Source organism: Mammaliicoccus sp. P-M58, from assembly GCF_022386165.1.
In the GTDB taxonomy this organism is placed as follows: domain Bacteria; phylum Bacillota; class Bacilli; order Staphylococcales; family Staphylococcaceae; genus Mammaliicoccus; species Mammaliicoccus sciuri.
Map to the genome: position 1 here is coordinate 203,428 of NZ_JAJNJI010000005.1, position 19,894 is coordinate 223,321.

Consider the following 19,894-nt stretch of genomic DNA (forward strand, 5'->3'; position numbering starts at 1 on the left):
GTGAATCAAGATGAGCTAAAGAGACAAGTCGCTTATGAAGCAGTTAATGATATTCAAGATGGTATGACGATAGGAATTGGTACAGGTTCAACTATGCGTTATGCAATTGAGAAGTTAGGTGAGCGTGTTAAAAATGGTCTTCAAATTAAAGGTGTACCAACATCTGAAGATACTGCTGAATTAGCACGTATTCATCATATTCCGCTTACTGATTTTTCAGAAGTGACCTATTTAGATTTAGTTATAGATGGTGCTGATGAAGTGGACGAAAATCTTCAATTGATTAAAGGAGGCGGTGGTGCGCTATTACGTGAAAAAATTGTTGCGAATGCAACGGATAATTTTATTGTGATTATAGATGAAACGAAATACGTTAAAAAGTTAGGTAAGTTTAAGTTGCCAGTAGAAGTTGTGCCTTTTGGATGGGAAATCACAGCACGAGCAATAGAAAGTTTAGGTTGTCAAGCGACATTACGAACGAAAGATTCGAATGTATATATGACAGACAACGATCATTACATATTAGATTGTCAGTTTGGAGTGATTCATCATCCAGAACAATTAAATCAAGATTTAATATCTATCATCGGCGTTGTAGAGACCGGATTATTTATCAATATGACGAAAAAAGTATTCATGAGTCGTTCAGAAACACAAAGTGTCGATATAATCGAGAATTAATAATGAGTTCATAGTAGTTAATAAACAGTTAATGGTTTAATGAGGGCGTAGCGCATAAACTTAACATATCAACTAAAGAGGAGATGTGTTAAATGAACTTAACTAAAACAACATTTGGAGCATTTGCATTAACAACAACTTTATTATTGGGTGCATGTGGTAATAATGATATGCATAAAGATGATAAGATGGATACGAAAACTGAAATGAAAGATAAAGACATGAGTAAAGAAAACATGAAAGACAGTGACATGAAAGACATGGAGATGTCTGGTATGTTTGAATCTATGAATGGTGAAAAAGTAGAAGGTAAGGCAATGATTAAAGATGGTAAATTAATGTTATCAGATTTCAAATCATCAAAAGGACCTGACTTACATGTTTATTTAACTAAAGATGGCGATGTTAAAAACGGTATGAAAATTGATAAAGTAGACTACGATAAGATGGAACAAACATTTGATTTAAAAGACATGGACACATCTAAATATAATGAAGTGACAATTTATTGTGATAAAGCACATGTTGAATTTGGTAGTGCTAAATTAAAATAAATACGTCTCACTAAGGGGGAATTCAGTAATCCTGAATTTCCCTTAAACTTTATAGAAGGAGAAAGCATGTCATGACAAAGATATATACATTCATATGTGTAATCATACGCGTTTATAGTGGCTATTTAATTTATATGCAAGGTTATGAAAAATTAACTGGTGGTTTCAGTCTACAAGGATTAACGCAAGTAATCGCTCAGAATCAAGATTCTCCAATGTGGTATAAGTGGTTCTTTGAGCATATTATTGCACCTTATACGACTTTATGGGAATGGGTTATTCCTTTAGGTGAAATATTTTTAGGATTAGCTTTAATTATTGGATTTCTAGAGTATTACGCAGCACTTTTTGGTATATTTATAATGATAAATTACATTTTAGCAGATATGATTTTTACGTATCCACTGCAGCTTGTTGGCTTTATATTGATTGTGTTAAATATCAAAAGTTTACGTAAATTATCAGCAGCTGCTATTGTTAAGAAGTTTATGAAGAAGGAAGCGGGATAGAGATTATGGCGCATATTTTAATTGTAGATGACGAACAAGATATTCTAGATATTTGTAAGACTTACTTTGAATATGAAGGGCATCAAGTTGTAACAGCTTCTGATGGACAACAAGCCATTCATCAGTTGAATAATGCAATTGATTTAATGATATTAGATATTATGATGCCTGAAAAAAACGGTTATGATATCGTTAAAGAAATGAAAGCACAGGAACTAGACATTCCGTTTATCTATTTAACTGCTAAAACACAAGAACACGATACGATTTATGCATTGACGTTAGGTGCAGACGATTATATAAAGAAACCATTCAGCCCTCGTGAACTCGTGTTAAGAGCCCATAACTTGTTAAATCGTACACAAAAGTATCATAAACAAGATTACTTAACATTTGGATCATTACAATTATGTAAACAAGAAAAAATCATTAAAGTAAATGATCAAGAAGTATCATTGAGAGTAAAAGAATTTGATTTACTTTGGTATTTAGCAGATCACGAGAAAATGGTTATTTCTAAATCAGAACTGCTCGAAAAAGTATGGGGATACGACTATTACGAAGATGCCAACACTGTAAATGTACATATACGTCGTATAAGAGAAAAGTTAGAACAACATCAATATGATGAATATGTTATTAAAACTGTTTGGGGATTAGGTTATAAATTTGAAAGGGCGAAATAAATGCTAACAATTCGAACACAAATTATCACTGCATTTATCAGTAGCATTGTATTAACGACAATTATTCTAGCAATTGCATATAAATGGATGTGGTTTGATGCACATACAACATTACTTTTGACGATTAGTGCGATTATTTCAAGTTGTTTAACGACATTCATTTGTATGTTATTTATTAATCCATTAGTTAAACGTATTAGATTGTTGAATAAACAAACAAAATTAATAGCAAATGGACAATATAGTGAAACAGCCATAAAAATAGATAGTCCGAAAGAAATGAAAGAATTAAGTGAAGCCTTTAATACTATGGCTCGTAATATTGAAGCACAAATACAACAAGTTCAACATGAACAACAAGAAAAAAGTGAAATGGTACAAAATTTAACACATGATTTAAAGACACCATTATCAAGTATTACCTCCTATGCAGAAGGTTTAAAAGAAGGTATTATCAGTCAATCAGTTGAACAACAAAAAGCATACAGTGTCTTAATTAAACAATCTCAAAGAATTTCTATGATGTTTGATGAGCTGACTAGTGTGATGGAAATTAGTCATAATCACAAACATAATTATCCATTAGAAACGATTTATTTAGATAAACTATTTGTGACACTTTTACAATCTTATGAACAACAAATCACGAGTGAGAATCGCACGATAGATGTTAATTTATGTGAAGATATTACTTACTTCAAACAATATAAAGTACCCTTAGAACGTATACTCATGAATATTTTAGATAATGCATTTAAATATACACAACTTGGCTCGAGGATTGAAATTAAAGTTACGAAAGAAGACAGCAATATATGCATTGCCGTTTCTGATGATGGTCCAGGCATCGCTGAGCAACATTTACATCGTATATTTGATCGTACTTATCGCGTCGAAGCTTCTAGAAACAAAGATACAGGTGGATCAGGTTTAGGTTTATATATTGCTAAGAATCTGGCCGAACAAATGGATGGTCAGCTAAAGGTAGAAAGTAAAGAGGATGTCGGTACAACATTTTATTTAACAGTACCTATGAAATAATTTAAACAAGAACCCCCAATTCATCATTCTGAATTGGGGGTTCTTGTTTAAATTTATGATGTCACTTCACCTAATAAATGAAGCCATTTTTTGATAATTTCACTTTGTGCATATTTTTGTGATTCTGTCATACAGTTGTCTCGGAATGTTTTTTGAAGGTCAGGATTACTTAAATAAGACTTAACGGTTTCATAAAGCTTGTCTTCATCATTTCTAGGCACAAGATAACCATTTTTACCGTTAACAATCAATTCACTTGGTCCATAAGGGATGTCATAACTGATTGCAGGTAACCCATTTGATAATGATTCCAGTAATGCTAAAGAAAATCCTTCCATATTACTTGTAATCATACTCGCATGAAAATGATGCATTTCATTAGTAATGTTAGGGATAAACCCACGGAATTTAATATGATTTTCTAAATTTAATGAAGTAGTTAATTCTTTTAGCTTTTTCAATTCGCCACCAAATCCAAATAAATGCAGTTCAATTTCGTCGAAATCGTCTTTCAGTTTATTGATGAGTCGAATTTGATGATCAAGTTGTTTCTCAGGTGCATATCGTGCAATGGACATTAATTTTAGAGGACCATTAGGCACAACAGGTGTATAATTTGGCTCTCTTTGTTGCGCATACCCAACTGGAATATTAAAGACAGGTATTTTCGATTGAATACGTTTCTCTACATCTTTCTTTTGTTGAACAGTTGATACTAAAATACCAGAAAAACGGTCTAAGTTATTAAAGACACAGTTATAAATATTTTTAATATCTGAACCATCTATATCATTGTTATTCTTCACATGTGTACTATGTAATACAGAAATAACCGGTATTTTTTTGTCTGTGATTAAGAAAGGTGGAGAAGTGATGGCAGTCTTATCACTAAAGAACAAGTCACCGTCTTTGTATAACTGTTCATAGAAAAATGCGATCAGTTCATTTGTATTATCAAATGTATAATCTTTAGCGTTATAATCAAAGAGCATTATTCGAGTGACAACTTCTTTTTCTTGGTATGGATCGAAGTAAATTTCGAGTTTTACTTTACCGCTCGGTGTTAAATATTTATCACATACAGGCATTTCTTTAGTACGCATATATCTAACACGACTTAAGAAGCCTCTAGAATCGTAATATTCTCGTTTCATTTTTACATTTCTTGTATCAAAGTAGTTAACATAGTCTAATAATTTATAGTCCGAATCACGGAAACTTGCATATATGATTCTTACACCATTTTGATAGACCCTTAAATCATTTGAATTAGGTACATATTTAATCTCATAATTAAGCTCATCTTCCCAAAATGTTATCCAGTCTCTAACGGTATTAATATGAATGTTTATGGATTCTTGGAAGAAATCATACATTGAAAAGACTTGTTTACTTACGCCGAATGTATGGGCATTTTTATGTAAACTTGAATTCCAAGCTAAAGTGATAATTTTAGCTTCCAAGTTGAAATCATTAAATAATTTTAGCCTGTTCATGACAGACTTTTCAATACCTGTTATTTTATGATTGATATTATTTACAATAAAATAGTTCACTTTGAAATCACCTGCAAAATAAAATTTTATATACATATAATATACGTCATTTTCCTTGGTAATGTTAGTATAGTTTGTTAAAAAAATACAAATAGTTCATTTTAAAAGAAGCTATAAATCGCTATTACTTCAAAATTTTTGTTATAATAAATGAAATACATTTATTTATAAAAATAATCTGTTAATTTATTGAAATGAGGATAAATAAATGAGTATGAAACAAATATTCGAAGATAATGAGCCGGTTTTTCAAAATCAAGAGAAGTATGTGACCTTGAAGTCATGTTTGCTCATTATAATATGTATGGGTACATATACATCGATTGCGTTAGCTAGCAATTGGTTGATTGTATTAATAGGATGTTTATTATTTAGCCTGTTATTTTATTTAATACATAGATTCCAATTACAATTCATTAAATTGGAACCTTTAAAGAAAACAGACATCATTTATACCATTAGTACATTAGGTATCGCACTTATCATGTATTGGTCTGTATCAGCAATAATAGGACAACCACAAAATCAAATGGAAGTATATAAAGATTTAAACACATTACCTCTATACATCTCTATTATTATATTTGTGATACTAGGACCATTTTTCGAAGAACTTATATTTCGAGGTTTCATTCTAAAAGGGGTGTTTAAAGGACATCTATTAATAGGATATATCGTATCTAGCGTACTATTTGGATTGTCACATGGGCCATCAAGTATAGGTGAGTTTATAATTTACTTTGGAATAGGAGTATTATTTGGAGCACTTTATTTAAAGACTAATCGATTAGAAGCTGCCATAGTAGCGCATGGATTAAATAATTTAGCTCATATTCTTATATATTTGGTGTTTTTTAATTAGATATCGTGCGCTAGGGCACAAAATAGGGGTGTATCGCACGAAGACTGCGAGATATCGTGCGCAAAGGTATAAAATAAGGGTGTATCGCACGAAGACTCGGAGATATCGTGCGCAAAGGTACAAAATAGAGGTGTATCGCACGAAGACTCAGAGATATCGTGCGCTCATCATTTCTACAAAAATAAAGCTGGGGACATCTGTTGTTAAGGATGTCTCCAGCTTTTTCTATAATTTATTTTACTGTACGGTTTCGGTCATTTTAGATGTTAAATCTAATATGGATGTTTGATTGAGTGTATCAATAATTTGTTGATCCACTTGTGTGTAAACATCATCTAATGCAGACTGTATATTTTGTCCGATGATACAATCTGGATTTGTGTCTTGATGAATTTTAGCGAAATGCTCTTCATCTTGAATAAGTTTATAAACGTCGCCTAATAAGATTTGGTCTGCTGATTGAGCAAGTCGATAGCCTGATTTACCTTGTTGACTTTCGATTAAGTTACCATTTCTTAAATATTTACATATTTTTCTTACAAGTGTAGGGTTACTATTAATGCTACCTGCTATAAATTTACTGGATATAGGTTCTTTATTCACAGATAGTAATGATAATATATGAATTGCTACTGATATTTGTGTATTCACGCTTTTCACCTCTTAGATTCCTTATTTATTATAACTTTGAGAGATGAGAATTGCGATAGTAAATGCGTATTATTTTGATAATACTGAAATTCTTTCTTGGATATGGTTACCTTCAGTTGCTTCATCTACTAATGCAATGGCGTAATCAGCATAGCTTATTTTACTTTCACCTTTATCGTTTAAAGTGAAGACCTCCCCAGCTAAAATGTATTCTCCAGTTCTTTCTCCATCAGCTATGAATTCTGCTGCAGGACTTATAAATGTCCAGCGTACGTCATCTCTTTTACGAAGGTCTACAAGTGCTTTACCTTGAGCTTTTGCAAGTGGTTTGAATGATTCTGGAAAATCAGGTGTATCGAATAATTGATTTTCTAATTGATCATCAACATATAAACTACCAGCGCCTCCGATAATGATTAATCGTGTGTTTGTGTTTGATAAAATATTACTTAAATGTTGAATAGAGTCTTGGTGTAAATGAAGTTTGTCTTCTCTAATTTCACCGAAAGCATCTACTACAACATCGAATTGTGTTAAGTCTTCAGTTGTTAAATCAAATATATCTTTAATAATAGATTGTGTTGCCACTGTTTTATTTTCGTTACGAACGATGGCTGTTACATCTAATCCTCTGTTAATTGCTTCTTCTGTAATTAATTTACCTGCTTTACCGTTTGCTGCTATAACACCTATTTTCATTTTACATAACCTCTTTCTTGTATTTAATTTAGATACAAGTTGAGTATAATATGTATATCTCACTTTGTCAAAGGTTTTGTGTATAAAAAAACTGCTATGTGGATTTCCACATAGCAGATGTTTGTTTATTTATATCTTACCACCAGTTGTTAGCTTGACGGAAAGCAATTGCAGCTTCGATTGAACCGTAACGTTCTTTAGCATAGTTGATCATGCCTTTAGTTTGTTCAGCGACACTACCTGTACCCCAAGATTCTTTAGTTTGACCAAGACCTCTGTAGCCAAGTTCATTTACTGCATTTGGGTTACCGCTAGATTCAGGCATTACGATGTTATCCCATAATGCTTTTGTACCGCCAGCAGCGATAAACTCTTTATATACTTCACTTGTATTAGATGAATCAGTTGATTCTGTAGTTTGAGTTGCTTGAGTCGGTTGAGCGACTTGTGTAGTTGTATAGTTATAGTTTGTATTTTGATTAGAGTAGTTTGTATATTCACTTGCATCTGCTTGAGCGCCAAATCCTGAAGCAATAATCCCTGCTGCAGCTGTTGTTGCAAATAATAATTTCTTCATAAATAAATTTCCTCCATGAGCTATTTAAAGCGTTTATATATTTTGTATCTTTATTACTTCATACACTCTAACATCATTTTTGATATCATAGGTTACAGGAGAATAAAAATAAAATTTCTTTTATGACAGTCAGATTAAAAAGATAATAGGTATATGACAAGTTGTAATTTGAAACGTTTACAGTAACTTTATAGAAATAGAGGTGTATTATTATGGAAAGAATTAAGCTTAAGATGATTAAAAATCATTTAGACAACATACCTAAATATGAATTACCAGACGGATACTCAATTAGAATGTTTGAAGAAGGGGACGAACGTCTTTGGGCAGAAGTTGAAACTGCTGCAGGGGAATTTTCAAATATAGATCAAGCATTACAAAGGTTTCATAAAGAATTTGGTTCTCATATAGAAGAAATGAAATATAGATGTTTATTTATTGAGAATAATTCAGGTGATGTAATAGGAACGACGACAGCATGGTTCGGTCAATTACCTTTAACAGACTCACATTTAGGTAGAATACATTTCGTAGCCATTAAACCGGAATATCAAGGTAAGAAATTATCAAAGCCATTATTAAGTGCAGCACTTAACAAAATAATTGAGATTGGTCATAAAGAAGTGTATTTAACGACACAAACAACCAGTTATCCAGCAATTAATATGTATTTAAATTATGGTTTCGAACCATATGACCCAGACAACTCGGATCAAAAAGGTTGGTTGATGATAGAAGATATATTAAATAGGAAGTTAAACGTATAAAAAAATGCCCCTATACCATTATTCCCGTGGTATAGGGGCATTTTATAAGAGATGGATTATTTATCTTTCTTAGAATCTTTCGTCCATTCTTTTACTTTATCTTGGTTATCATCTACCCATTTTTCTGCAGCTTTCTTAGGAGATGTACCTTCTTGGATATCTAACATAACAGATTCCATGTCTTTAGTAGTCCAATTGAAGTTATCTAAAGTTTCATATGCTTTAGGGCTGTCTTTTTTCAAGTCTTTACGAGCCATTGTATTAATGTGCTCAGCTTTACCAAATGAGCCTTTAGGGTCTTTCAAGTATTTCAAGTCATATTTTTGGAATTTCCAGTGTGGTGACCAACCAGTTACAACGATGTCGTCACCTTTTTTCATAGCTTGACCTAATGTTGTAGCCATTGCACCTGATGAAGAAGTTTCAACTTTCCATCCATCTAAGTTATAATCTTTAACTGCTTTTTCAGATGCTTTTACAACACCAGCACCTGGTTCGATACCAACGATTTTCTTACTAGCTTGGTCTTTTAAGTCAGAAATTGAATCGCCATCGAAATCTTTATTTACTACAAGTCCGATTTTAGCCCCTTTAAGGTTTGGACCTAAGTCATCAAGATTTTTCTTATGTTTTTTGTATAAATCTCCGTGTGTACCTGGTAACCAAGCACTAACCATTGCATCTGTTTCACCAGAAGCAACTGATTCCCACATTACGGCATTATCTAAAGGTGTGATTTCAACATTGTAACCTTCATCTTCTAAAACTTTTTGCATAACATGTGTTGAAGCAATTTCTGAATCCCATTCAACGTAAGATAAGTTAATATCTTTTTTACCTAAGTCTCCATCTTCACTTGAGCCACCATTGCCACATGCTGCTAACACTAGTGCTAAAGAAAGCATAAGTACGAGTACACGCCATTTGTTCTTCATAAGTAATTCCTCCTAGATTATTTGTTTTTAGATGATTGTGTAAAGCGGTCGATGATAATAGCAAGGATAACGATACTTAAACCTGCTACGAAACCTGAACCGACTTCTGCACGTTGTAGAGAACTTAACACATCTCTACCTAATCCCGGTGCACCAATCATTGATGCTATTACAACCATTGATAAAGCTAACATTACAGTTTGGTTTACACCTGCCATGATAGAAGCTTTAGCAAGAGGGAGTTGTACTTTAATTAATTTTTGCATGGATGTTGTACCAAATGAATCACTTGCTTCTATTAATTCAGCAGATATTTGTCTAATACCTAAGTTTGTTAAACGTATTGTTGGTGGAGTTGCAAATATAATAGATGCGAATACACCTGGAACCATACCAATTCCGAAGAATGCGACTGCTGGAATTAAATATACGAATGCTGGCATTGTTTGCATAAAGTCTAAAATAGGTTTCATAACTGCTTGGAAACGATCGCTTCTAGACATTAAAATACCGAGCGGAACACCGATAATAACAGATAGCAAACTACTGATAATAACAAGTGTCATCGTGTTCAGTAATTGATCCCATAAATCTTGGTTATAAATGAAGAATAAACCAATACCTACTAAAATAGGGGCAACAATTTTCTTATTCATAACAAAGTAAGCAAGAACCATGATGATAATGATAAAGACAAACGGATGTAACAACTCTAGTAATGAAATGATAAGTTGCATAAAGTCGCCAAGATACGTCTTAATCGGTTCAAAAATAAAACTAAAAGTTTCTGTTAACCATTCTACAAATGCGTTAGCCCAATCTGATACAGGTAAAATAGGCAACATATTAAGCATGATTCATCACCTCATTTCCCTGTGCTAATACATCGAATACATCTTGGAAATTAAGTTTCCCGACAATTTTATTGTCTTTCTTAATCCAAAGTTCGTGTGTGCCAGATTTGAAGTGAGGGAATGTTTGATAAAGTAGCGACTCGGCATCTATAAATGACATGCCATCTACTAATTCATCATTCTCAACTTTCTCCATAATATGTTTAACTTTTAATACTTTAGAACGATCAATATCTTTAACAAAGTCTTTAACGTAGTCGTCACCAGGATTAATAACAATCTCTTCCGGTGTACCAACTTGAGCGATTTCGCCATCTTTCATTAAAGCGATTCTATCGCCAATATGAAGGGCTTCATCTAAATCATGCGTAATAAATATGATTGTTTTTTGCATGTTTTGTTGCAGTTGTAAAAGTTCATTCTGCATTTCTTTACGAATCAGTGGATCTAATGCTGAGAAGGCTTCATCCATTAATAATATATCTGTGTCATTAGCAAGTGCTCTCGCTAAACCAACACGTTGCTGCATACCACCAGATAATTGTTTTGGTAATTGATCTTTATATCCCGCTAGACCAACTAGATTTAAAGCATCTTCTGCTTTTTTCAAACGTTCTTTCTTAGAAACGTTTTTAATTTCTAAGCCAAATGCCACATTCTCAACAACAGTTTTGAAGGGGAATAAAGCGAAACTTTGGAATACCATACTTAGATTCTCACGTCTAAAGTTACGTAAGTCTTCTTTATTTAACGAAGAAATATTCTTATCATTAATTAAGATATCTCCATCAGTTGGGTCGATTAAACGATTAATCAAACGAATCAATGTTGATTTACCGCTCCCGGAAAGACCCATTACAACAAATATTTCTCCATCTTCAATTGTGAAATTTGCATTTTTGACAGCTACTGTCGAACCAGTTTCTTTAAGGATTTCTTCTTTCGTTTTATCATCCTGTAAAAGTGACTTAACCTGGTCATTGTAATTGCCGAATACTTTAGTAACGTCTTTGATTTGTATATTACTCAAAATAACCAGTCCTTATCGATTTATTGACTTCTATAACGCTATCATACGAAATTTTAATAGTCAAATTGATATCGCACAATATTTTAACGTGAAGAGTATAATTCTTATGATTAAAATTTACGTTTTTACATTTAATTTTAAAAAATAAATAGTAACAATTGTTCCTATAATGAATACAAAGAAAGCGCTTACTCAAATAAAAAATGTCGAGAATCTTCATATTTAAACTAGCGCTATAAACTAGCGCTATAAATTTTCAAGAATTACAGAAAAAAAGTTTTTTTAAATTTTTTTCTTAAATCTTTTTTAAATATAATATTAAGTTATACAAATACTGTCATGTATAGGGTTACAAGGGTAATCGAGCGATGGAGATACATATGGATATTCAAATTGAAAAAATAAACGTATTCTTTATAAAGTTCCCCTTCTTTATAAAAAATACGTTTGAATATATAATTACCCCAAAATAGTAGAATGAAACGAATGGAGTTGCAAATTTATGCATTAAAATGTACTTAAAATTGCATAAGTACTATCTATATAAGGTGTTGCTAAATGATGTTTTTGGCTAATTTTGTAGATATAACCTTGTATAAACGCCGTTTCTAAAGGTTTTTCACTTATTATGTCGTAATACATACTTGTACCCATGTCATCAGGATAGCCTTCATAAATTTTCATAATGCTCTCTTCGAAATCATCACCAAAATCTATACCTTCAGCTTTAGCAACACGATTACCTTCAACTAATAAATTGTAACAAAGTGCATGTATTTGATCGTGTTTAAGTACACGAGCTGGTTGTCTCGTTAGAGCAGTTACCGTATTAATGCCTAAATTGACGATTAATTTATACCAAACATGTTGATCATAATCTTCGAGACATTCAATATTAAGTAAACTATCTTCTGTTAAACTTTTAATGTCTAATGTTAGTGCATGAACAGGTAATCTTAAAGTCCAATCTCTAAAATGCGTTACGACGTTATCTTCTTTTTGACCACTTATATAAACGACTGCATGAAATTTGTGCGGGTGATCAATTTTTTCTAACTGTCCATAGCCATTTTGAGTTAAAATAATAACGCTATTAGCATGTAGGATATGATGAAGGTACGGGATGATTGCATCGAGTTGCGTTGCTTTAACAGCAATAAATAAAATGTCTACTTTTTCATGTGCATCTTCTAAAGATTGAACGGGAAATGAATGTTGCACATCTTGATTATATTCTTGGAAATAGACTGTAGCGTTTGATCTTCCGAACAGCGTAACATCAAGGTTTGATTGCGTTAAAGCAAATGTAATGGCTGTACCCACAGCACCAGGACCGATTATTCCAAACTTTTTCATTTATTATTTTCCTTTCAATGTTAATATATACATAATAACAAATATAAGAAGGTGGTACGGGATGAAAACCATTAAACAATTGTTGACCATGAAAGAACAAAAAGAAAAAATATCCATGATTACAGCATATGATTATCCAAGTGCTAAACAAGCAGAAGAAGCAGGTATAGACACTATTTTAGTAGGCGATTCTTTAGGAATGGTTGTGTTGGGCTACGATAGTACAGTCGAAGTGACAATGGAAGATATGACACATCATGCGAAAGCAGTTAGAAGAGGTGCGCCAGAAAGTTATGTAATTGTAGATGTACCTTTTGGAGCAGTCGGTATTGATCATACAACGGATATGAAAAATGCGATTCAATTGTATAAAGATACTAAAGCAAACGCTGTAAAAATCGAAGGTGTGCATACGACCTTGATTCAAGGTTGTACTCAAATTGGTGTGCCAGTCGTATCTCATTTAGGGTTAACACCTCAAAGCGTAGGCATTACAGGTTATAAATTACAAGCAAGTTCAAAAAGAGAAGCCGAACAATTGATAGAAGATGCGAAAGCAGTTGAACAAGCAGGTGCAGTGATGCTCGTATTAGAAGCGATTCCAAGTGATTTAGCAGAAGTGATTACGGAACAACTGACAATTCCAGTTATCGGTATAGGCGCAGGAAAAGGTACAGATGGTCAAGTACTCGTATATCATGATTTATTAAATTATGGTTCGGAACATATTGCTAAGTTTGTGAAACAATACGGTGATTTTTCAAATGGTATAGACGCACTAAAAGCATATCATGAAGAAGTTAAAAGTGGTGCATTCCCTTCAGAAGCACACACATATAAGAAGAAAGTGATGGGGGAGACAGAGTAGTGACGCAAGTAGTAGAACATATTAAAGATATGAATTCAATCGTATCTCAATTTAAATCTCAAGGTAAAACAATAGGACTCGTACCAACGATGGGTGCATTACATGATGGTCATTTAAAAATGATGAAACAATCAATAGAAGAAAATGATGTAACTGCAGTGAGTATTTTTGTAAATCCATTACAATTTGGACCTAATGAAGACTTTGATGATTATCCAAGACCTTTTGAATCTGATTTAGAGAAGCTTAAACAAATTGGTGTAGAATATGTATTTCATCCAACAGTTGAAGAAATGTATCCAGGAGAACTGGAGATGACGATTACAGTAGGTCGTTTAGCACAAGTGCTGGAAGGTAAGAAAAGACCAGGTCACTTTGATGGCGTTGTAACAGTTGTTAACAAGCTGTTTAATATTATTCAACCAACACGCGCATACTTCGGTAAAAAAGACGCACAACAACTCGCTATAATAGAAAAAATGGTAGAAAACTTTAACCACTCAGTTCAAATCGTACCAATAGATATCGTGCGAGAAGCAGACGGATTAGCAAAAAGTTCAAGGAATATCTATTTAACAGAAGAAGAAAGAAAAGAAGCCGTACATTTATCTAAAAGTTTAGCATTAGCTAAGAAGAAATATGACGAAGGTGAAAGAAATAGTGATGTCTTAATACAAGCCATTACGCATTATTTAGAAAGTAATGTAAGTGGAGATATCGTAGAAGTCGCAATTTACAGTTATCCAGAATTAGAAGAACAACATACAATAGAAGGACAAATATTTATTTCACTAGCCGTTAAATTTAGCCAAGCAAGATTAATAGATAATATTATTATATAGAAACATATTAAACCGATTGTGCACACGCACAATCGGTTTTTTGTATTAAAATGGGGGAGCTAACAATCAAGACTACAAAACAAGATCGTTAGCGGGTAATAAATTTTAAAAAATAAGCGAAAAGGATGCGCTAACGATCAAGAGTGCAAAACAAGATCGTTAGAAATTCTAACGTCCAAGAAACAGAAACAAGATCGTTAGCAGACCGCACAACACTCACACACATACACAAAAAAACGTGAGACATCATTCTGTCTCACGCTTCGTAAACGACTTCTATATTCTTACTTACACTTCTTTCAATGATGCTTCTGCACTCAATGCTCTTGCTTTGTCATCTTTAATTGTGACACCTTGTGCTTCTAATTGAGCGATTGTTTCTGCAAATTGTGGTAAGTATGCTTTATGAGCAATGAGTAATTCATTCATTACTTGTTTCGCAGATTCACCACTTTGAATTAATGGGTTGATAATAAATGCTTGTAATAGTAATCCGTAATCTCCTGTAACGGCTGCTTCTTCTACACATAATTCCATATTCTTCATTACTTGTAACCATCCGCGTTCTGCTGGATGTAGGGAACCGAATGCGATTGGTTGAGCACCTGTCGAGTTGATATATGCTGACACTTCTACAACATCATCAGGTGCTAAATCTGGTACTGCCCCTTTATTAACAGTAGATACAACTACATGTGTATTTTTATTTGAAGCGATAGATGCAATTGTCTCACATGCGACATCTGAATAATGTGTTCCACCACGTTGACTTAGTTGCTCTGGTTTATGATCGAGATGTTCATCTTTATAGAGTTCAAATAATTCTTTTTCCGTTTGTCTAACTTGTTCAGCACGCGTACCGATTTCTGGATCATTGTATTCTTTAAGTGCATGTTCAAGCATTTCTTCTGCACGGTAGTAATATCTATGGTAACCACATGGAATGAGCTGCATTTGTTGTAATTGCTCTTCGAAAAATGGTACATCAAAGATATTAGAAGGTAAGGATGATGCATCTTCAACTAATTGTTTATTTAATTGATCAGTCACGTCATGACCATTTGCGTCTTTAACTCGATGCCAGTGAAAATGGTTTAACCCTGCAAAGTGATGTGTAAGTTCTCCATCACCAACATTCAGCATTTCCGGCTCATTAATTAAACTATTCACAGGTACATTACATAGACCAAGTACTTTTTCCCATTTGCCGTATCGTACGATAGCATCTGTAACCATACCACTTGGGTTTGTAAAATTAATTAACCATGCATTTGGACAAAGTTCTTTCATATCTTCGACAATATCTAATAAGACAGGAATTGTTCTTAACGCTTTGAAAATACCACCTGGACCATTCGTTTCTTGACCTAAGAAGCCATGCGATAAAGGAATGCGTTCATCTTTAATTCTAGCATCTAATAAACCAACTCTAAATTGTGTCGTAACGAAATCAGCATCTTTTAAAGCTTCACGTCTATCTAATGATAAATGTACTGTGACATCATATGGAGAAGCATCCCACATTCTTTGCGCCATTTTGCCGACAGTTTCTAATTTCTCTTTACCTTCAGGAATGTCTACCAACCAAATTTCACTTAAAGGTAAAGATTCATAACGTTTAATAAAACCTTCCATCAATTCAGGCGTATAACTGCTGCCGCCACCGATAGTTACAATTTTTATCCCTTTTTCCATTATAATGACCTCCTAATATTTTCTTTCTTATACACGTTAAGTATAAAATAGAAGTAATCATTAAAAAGGCAAATCGGGCATTATCAAATGACATTTACAAATTTCTTAAAAATAAACTGGATTTTTGTAATGACTTTTTACAAAAGGAGATATCAATATGCTTTTAACAGAAAGAATGAAAGAAGATATATTTTCACAAGCAGAACAAAGTATTATTCAATATTTGTTCGAAGAAAGAGAGAAGATTAAGTCTAAGACGTTAAATCAAATTTCTAAAGAAACATATACGCATCCTTCAACTGGTATTCGCATAGCTAAAAAGTTAGGATACGACGGTTGGTTAGAATTAAAGGAACATTATTTAGAAGAAGTAGAATACTTAAACCGACATTATGAATCAATAGACGCAAACTTCCCATTTGATGCAACGGATAATAACATGTCCATTAGCCATAAATTAGCACGACTCAATCAAACAACGATAGACGACACCGTGCATTTAATAGATCATCAAGAATTGGATAAAGCAGTCGCATATTTAAACGAAGCCGAAACCATCAAAATCTTTGGACTGTATCATAATTTAATGATATGCGAAGACTTTGAAATGAGAATGAATCAAATTGGCAAGACCGTTAAACTCTGTGCACTCGAACCCCATTTTGAAATAGAAAAGTCATCGAAACATACATGTGCGATCTTTATTTCATATAGTGGTGAAAATCAAAGCATCTTGAAATTATTACCGATGTTAAAGAAAAAGCATATTCCAATTATCGGACTCACAAGTATTGGTGAAAATACAGTAACCAAATATGCCGACAGCACATTACGTATATCAACAAGGGAAAAGTTGTATTCCAAAATCAGCAACTTCACAACACGAGATTCAATCAGTTTCTTAATGGATATCTTGTATGCTTGCGTGTATGGAACAGATTATGACAAACATACTGATTTTAAAATCAATATCGCTAAAAATTTCGATAACCGCGTGACGCATAATAAGATGATACAGGAGAATAAGTGATTAATCATAATATTGAATAATATGGAATTTAAAAGCATTATTATTTATGTCATTACTCGCGAATTATGAAAATGTAATTTATAATGTGTAATGATGTAATAAAAAGTGACGATTAATATAGATAGTTTAAAAAGCTTGTTAGTGAGGGAACTTAAAATGGATAACTATAAAATAAAAAAAGCAATTATACCTGCAGCAGGATTAGGAACAAGATTTTTACCTGCTACTAAAGCAATGCCTAAAGAAATGTTACCAATATTAGATAAACCGACGATTCAATATATCGTGGAAGAAGCAGCACGTGCTGGCATAGAAGATATTATTATTGTGACGGGAAAACATAAACGTGCGATTGAAGATCATTTCGATATTCAAAAAGAACTTGAAACAACATTATATGAAAAAGGCAAACTAGAATTGCTCGATAGAGTTCAATATTCAACAGAATTAGCGAATATCTTCTATGTAAGACAGAAAGAACAAAAAGGATTAGGACATGCGATTTACACAGCGAAACAATTTATCGGAAACGAACCATTTGCCGTACTTTTAGGTGATGACATTGTTGAATCAGATAATCCAGCTATTAAACAATTAATGGAACAATATGAATCAACAGGCAAATCAGTTATCGGCGTTCAAACAGTGCCTGAAACAGAAACACATCGCTATGGTATTATCGAACCGAAATCACAAGATGAACGTTTATATGAAGTGAATCGATTTGTTGAGAAACCAGAACAAGGTACTGCACCATCAAACCTAGCAATTATGGGTAGATACGTATTATCTCCAAGAATCTTTGATTATTTAGAAACACAAACAGAAGGAAGCGGTGGAGAGATTCAATTAACAGATGCCATTGAACGTTTAAATAAAGATGATAAAGTGTACGCATATGACTTTGAAGGTCAACGTTATGACGTCGGAGAGAAAATAGGATTTGTGAAGACGACGATAGAATATGCATTGAAAGACCAAGAAATGCGTGATGAAATTATACGTTATCTACAATCATTAGATATTTAGGTAAAGGAGCTAGAACTTTGAGAGCACAATGGGAACAAAGAATATCTGAAAGCTTAGTTGAACAGTTTCATAATGTTCAAACAGAAAAAGAGATTGAAGCGGGATTTACGGATGTATTATCATTTGGAACAGCAGGTATAAGAAGTACGTTCGGAATCGGTCCAGGTCGATTAAATAAATTCACGATTCAAAAGTTTGCTTTAGGACTAACTAAATATTTAAGAAACATAACGAATGACCCTAAAGTGGTTATTCATTATGATACAAGACACTTATCTCAAGAATTTGCGAATGAAATCGCAAAAGTACTCGGTACAAATGGTATTGAAGTTATCTTGCCAAAAACATTTAAATCGACACCAGAACTGTCATTCGCAGTGAGATACTTAAAAACAACAGCAGGTATTATGATTACAGCAAGTCATAATCCTAAGAACTATAATGGTATTAAAGTATACGGTCCAGACGGAGGACAGTTATTAACAGAGCCTTCATTAGAATTAAGTCGTTATATTGATACGGTGGAAGATCCATTAAATATACAAACTGATGACTTGGAAACATTGCAGGAACGTAGATTGATTCTGCCATTTAAAGAAGAGACGACTGAAGCTTATAAAGCAGCGGTTAAAAATCTTGTTGGTTCATTTGAAACATCGCAAACAAAAACAGTGTTAACAAGCTTACACGGAACAAGTTTGCCTCTATTGTCAGATATACTCGAAGATTTGTCGTATACAAACTATGTAATTGAAGAAGCACAATCAAAGCCGAATGGAGACTTTCCAACAGTTAATATTGCGAATCCAGAAGCGGAAGATACATTTGACTTAGGTAAACAATTAGCTGAAAAAGAACAAGCACAACTAATATTAGCGACAGATCCAGATGCAGATAGAATAGGCGTCGTTGAAAGATATCAAGACGGATCAACAAGATATTTCAATGGTAATGAAATTGGGTTATTGTTGATGAAACTGAGAAATCAACAAATGTCAGATGATCAACATAAATACATCATTAAATCCGTTGTAACAAGTGCACTAAGTGAGAAACTAGCTCAATCATTAGATATTGGCGTCATTAACGTGTTGACAGGTTTCAAATATATATCAGAGCAATTAAAGAATTTAGAAGATAACGCATCGCAACTAGTCTTAGCATATGAAGAAAGCCATGGCTATTTAGTAGACGATTTCTCAAGAGATAAAGACGCCATACAAACAGCAGTATTATTGATTAAATATAAAGAACAACTGGCACAAGAAAACAAGACATTCAAAGACGTATTAAATAATATTTATCAAGAATACGGTCATTATAAAGATAAGACCCTCTCACCAACATTTAACGGTGCAGAAGGACGAGAGAAAATTAAACAAATTATGAATGACTTTAAACAGTTAGAAACAATCGATATAGAGAACTTAACACCGTTGTTTATAGAAAACTATATTACGAAAGAATCACTTAATGTTAAAACAGGTAAGACTCAAACCATTCACTTACCACAAACAGATCTCATTAAGTTCATATTTGAAGAAGGATTTATAGCAGTCAGACCATCAGGCACAGAACCTAAAATGAAACTGTACTTCTCATTAGACGTTGAGAATTTAGACGGTGTAATTGAGGAGTTTGAAGGAAAGTTTAATTTGAAATGAGAAGTATA

At 33.1% G+C, this 19,894-nt stretch carries 21 protein-coding genes; 12 read left to right on the plus strand and 9 right to left on the minus strand.

The annotated features are described in order from the left end of the window. The 5 genes from rpiA to LQ694_RS07535 all read left to right on the plus strand — a co-directional run bounded on the left by rpiA (position 1) and on the right by LQ694_RS07535 (position 3,471). Positions 1–681: a ribose-5-phosphate isomerase RpiA gene (rpiA, locus tag LQ694_RS07515; protein WP_196967997.1), complete on the plus strand. Its 681-nt coding sequence runs from the start codon at positions 1–3 to the stop codon at positions 679–681. A 92-nt stretch (positions 682–773) separates the two neighbouring features. After that, positions 774–1,235, plus strand: a complete 462-nt coding sequence (locus LQ694_RS07520) for a DM13 domain-containing protein (protein ID WP_096791025.1) — start codon at positions 774–776, stop codon at positions 1,233–1,235. A gap of 71 nt (positions 1,236–1,306) precedes the next feature. Beyond that, positions 1,307–1,744 (plus strand): DoxX family protein, encoded by a 438-nt coding sequence (locus LQ694_RS07525; RefSeq protein WP_096791026.1) that lies wholly within the window; start codon positions 1,307–1,309, stop codon positions 1,742–1,744. A 5-nt stretch (positions 1,745–1,749) separates the two neighbouring features. Beyond that, positions 1,750–2,430 carry a response regulator transcription factor gene (locus tag LQ694_RS07530; protein ID WP_096791027.1) on the plus strand — a complete coding sequence of 227 codons (681 nt, stop codon included), beginning with the start codon at positions 1,750–1,752 and terminating at the stop codon, positions 2,428–2,430. Further along, positions 2,431–3,471, plus strand: a complete 1,041-nt coding sequence (locus LQ694_RS07535; RefSeq protein ID WP_218696931.1) for a sensor histidine kinase — start codon at positions 2,431–2,433, stop codon at positions 3,469–3,471. A 53-nt stretch (positions 3,472–3,524) separates the two neighbouring features. Here LQ694_RS07535 and LQ694_RS07540 read toward each other — a convergent pair whose 3' ends face one another. After that, positions 3,525–5,027 carry a glycosyltransferase gene (locus tag LQ694_RS07540; protein WP_096791029.1) on the minus strand — a complete coding sequence of 501 codons (1,503 nt, stop codon included), beginning with the start codon at positions 5,025–5,027 and terminating at the stop codon, positions 3,525–3,527. Between the two features lie 208 nt (positions 5,028–5,235). Between LQ694_RS07540 and LQ694_RS07545 the strand changes: the two genes are divergently transcribed. Further along, positions 5,236–5,889, plus strand: a complete 654-nt coding sequence (locus LQ694_RS07545; protein ID WP_218696930.1) for a CPBP family intramembrane glutamic endopeptidase — start codon at positions 5,236–5,238, stop codon at positions 5,887–5,889. Between the two features lie 237 nt (positions 5,890–6,126). On the opposite strand, the gene LQ694_RS07550 is transcribed toward LQ694_RS07545, so the two are convergent. The 3 genes from LQ694_RS07550 to LQ694_RS07560 form a co-directional block, all read right to left on the minus strand. After that, complete coding sequence (locus LQ694_RS07550) at positions 6,127–6,540, minus strand: Rrf2 family transcriptional regulator (RefSeq protein ID WP_049319572.1); 414 nt, start codon at positions 6,538–6,540, stop codon at positions 6,127–6,129. A 69-nt stretch (positions 6,541–6,609) separates the two neighbouring features. Beyond that, entirely contained in the window at positions 6,610–7,239 is a 630-nt protein-coding gene (locus tag LQ694_RS07555) for an NAD(P)-dependent oxidoreductase (protein WP_218696928.1), read from the minus strand. 136 nt (positions 7,240–7,375) lie between these two features. Beyond that, on the minus strand, positions 7,376–7,816 hold the full coding sequence (locus tag LQ694_RS07560) for an aggregation-promoting factor C-terminal-like domain-containing protein (protein ID WP_048541671.1): 441 nt from the start codon (positions 7,814–7,816) through the stop codon (positions 7,376–7,378). 212 nt (positions 7,817–8,028) lie between these two features. Here LQ694_RS07560 and LQ694_RS07565 point away from each other — a divergent pair, with 212 nt between their 5' ends. Next, on the plus strand, positions 8,029–8,583 hold the full coding sequence (locus LQ694_RS07565; protein ID WP_196968000.1) for a GNAT family N-acetyltransferase: 555 nt from the start codon (positions 8,029–8,031) through the stop codon (positions 8,581–8,583). Between the two features lie 56 nt (positions 8,584–8,639). Here LQ694_RS07565 and LQ694_RS07570 read toward each other — a convergent pair whose 3' ends face one another. The 4 genes from LQ694_RS07570 to LQ694_RS07585 all read right to left on the minus strand — a co-directional run bounded on the left by LQ694_RS07570 (position 8,640) and on the right by LQ694_RS07585 (position 12,758). Next, a complete protein-coding gene (locus LQ694_RS07570) occupies positions 8,640–9,518 on the minus strand; it encodes a glycine betaine ABC transporter substrate-binding protein (RefSeq protein ID WP_218696926.1) in 879 nt (292 codons plus the stop codon). A 17-nt stretch (positions 9,519–9,535) separates the two neighbouring features. Continuing rightward, the gene (locus LQ694_RS07575; RefSeq protein ID WP_048541676.1) at positions 9,536–10,372 is read right to left on the minus strand and encodes an ABC transporter permease; all 837 of its coding nucleotides are present in this window, start codon (positions 10,370–10,372) and stop codon (positions 9,536–9,538) included. After that, a complete protein-coding gene (locus LQ694_RS07580; RefSeq protein ID WP_096791034.1) occupies positions 10,365–11,402 on the minus strand; it encodes a quaternary amine ABC transporter ATP-binding protein in 1,038 nt (345 codons plus the stop codon). Before LQ694_RS07580 ends, LQ694_RS07575 begins: the two co-directional genes overlap by 8 nt. 507 nt (positions 11,403–11,909) lie before the next feature. After that, on the minus strand, positions 11,910–12,758 hold the full coding sequence (locus tag LQ694_RS07585) for an oxidoreductase (RefSeq protein ID WP_218696925.1): 849 nt from the start codon (positions 12,756–12,758) through the stop codon (positions 11,910–11,912). 61 nt (positions 12,759–12,819) lie between these two features. Between LQ694_RS07585 and panB the strand changes: the two genes are divergently transcribed. Further along, the gene (gene panB / locus LQ694_RS07590; RefSeq protein ID WP_070369078.1) at positions 12,820–13,626 is read left to right on the plus strand and encodes a 3-methyl-2-oxobutanoate hydroxymethyltransferase; all 807 of its coding nucleotides are present in this window, start codon (positions 12,820–12,822) and stop codon (positions 13,624–13,626) included. Then, a complete protein-coding gene (panC, locus tag LQ694_RS07595; RefSeq protein ID WP_218696924.1) occupies positions 13,626–14,468 on the plus strand; it encodes a pantoate--beta-alanine ligase in 843 nt (280 codons plus the stop codon). The genes panB and panC overlap by 1 nt, the downstream gene beginning before the upstream one ends. 288 nt (positions 14,469–14,756) lie before the next feature. On the opposite strand, the gene LQ694_RS07600 is transcribed toward panC, so the two are convergent. Next, complete coding sequence (locus LQ694_RS07600) at positions 14,757–16,163, minus strand: 6-phospho-beta-glucosidase (RefSeq protein ID WP_196968003.1); 1,407 nt, start codon at positions 16,161–16,163, stop codon at positions 14,757–14,759. A 157-nt stretch (positions 16,164–16,320) separates the two neighbouring features. On the opposite strand from LQ694_RS07600, the gene LQ694_RS07605 reads away from it, so the two are divergent. From LQ694_RS07605 to LQ694_RS07615, 3 genes are all read left to right on the plus strand, one after another. Beyond that, the gene (locus LQ694_RS07605; RefSeq protein WP_049319583.1) at positions 16,321–17,193 is read left to right on the plus strand and encodes a MurR/RpiR family transcriptional regulator; all 873 of its coding nucleotides are present in this window, start codon (positions 16,321–16,323) and stop codon (positions 17,191–17,193) included. Between the two features lie 156 nt (positions 17,194–17,349). Further along, complete coding sequence (gene galU, locus LQ694_RS07610; protein WP_096791040.1) at positions 17,350–18,222, plus strand: UTP--glucose-1-phosphate uridylyltransferase GalU; 873 nt, start codon at positions 17,350–17,352, stop codon at positions 18,220–18,222. A gap of 17 nt (positions 18,223–18,239) precedes the next feature. After that, entirely contained in the window at positions 18,240–19,886 is a 1,647-nt protein-coding gene (locus LQ694_RS07615; RefSeq protein WP_196968006.1) for a phospho-sugar mutase, read from the plus strand. Positions 19,887–19,894 lie beyond the last annotated feature (8 nt).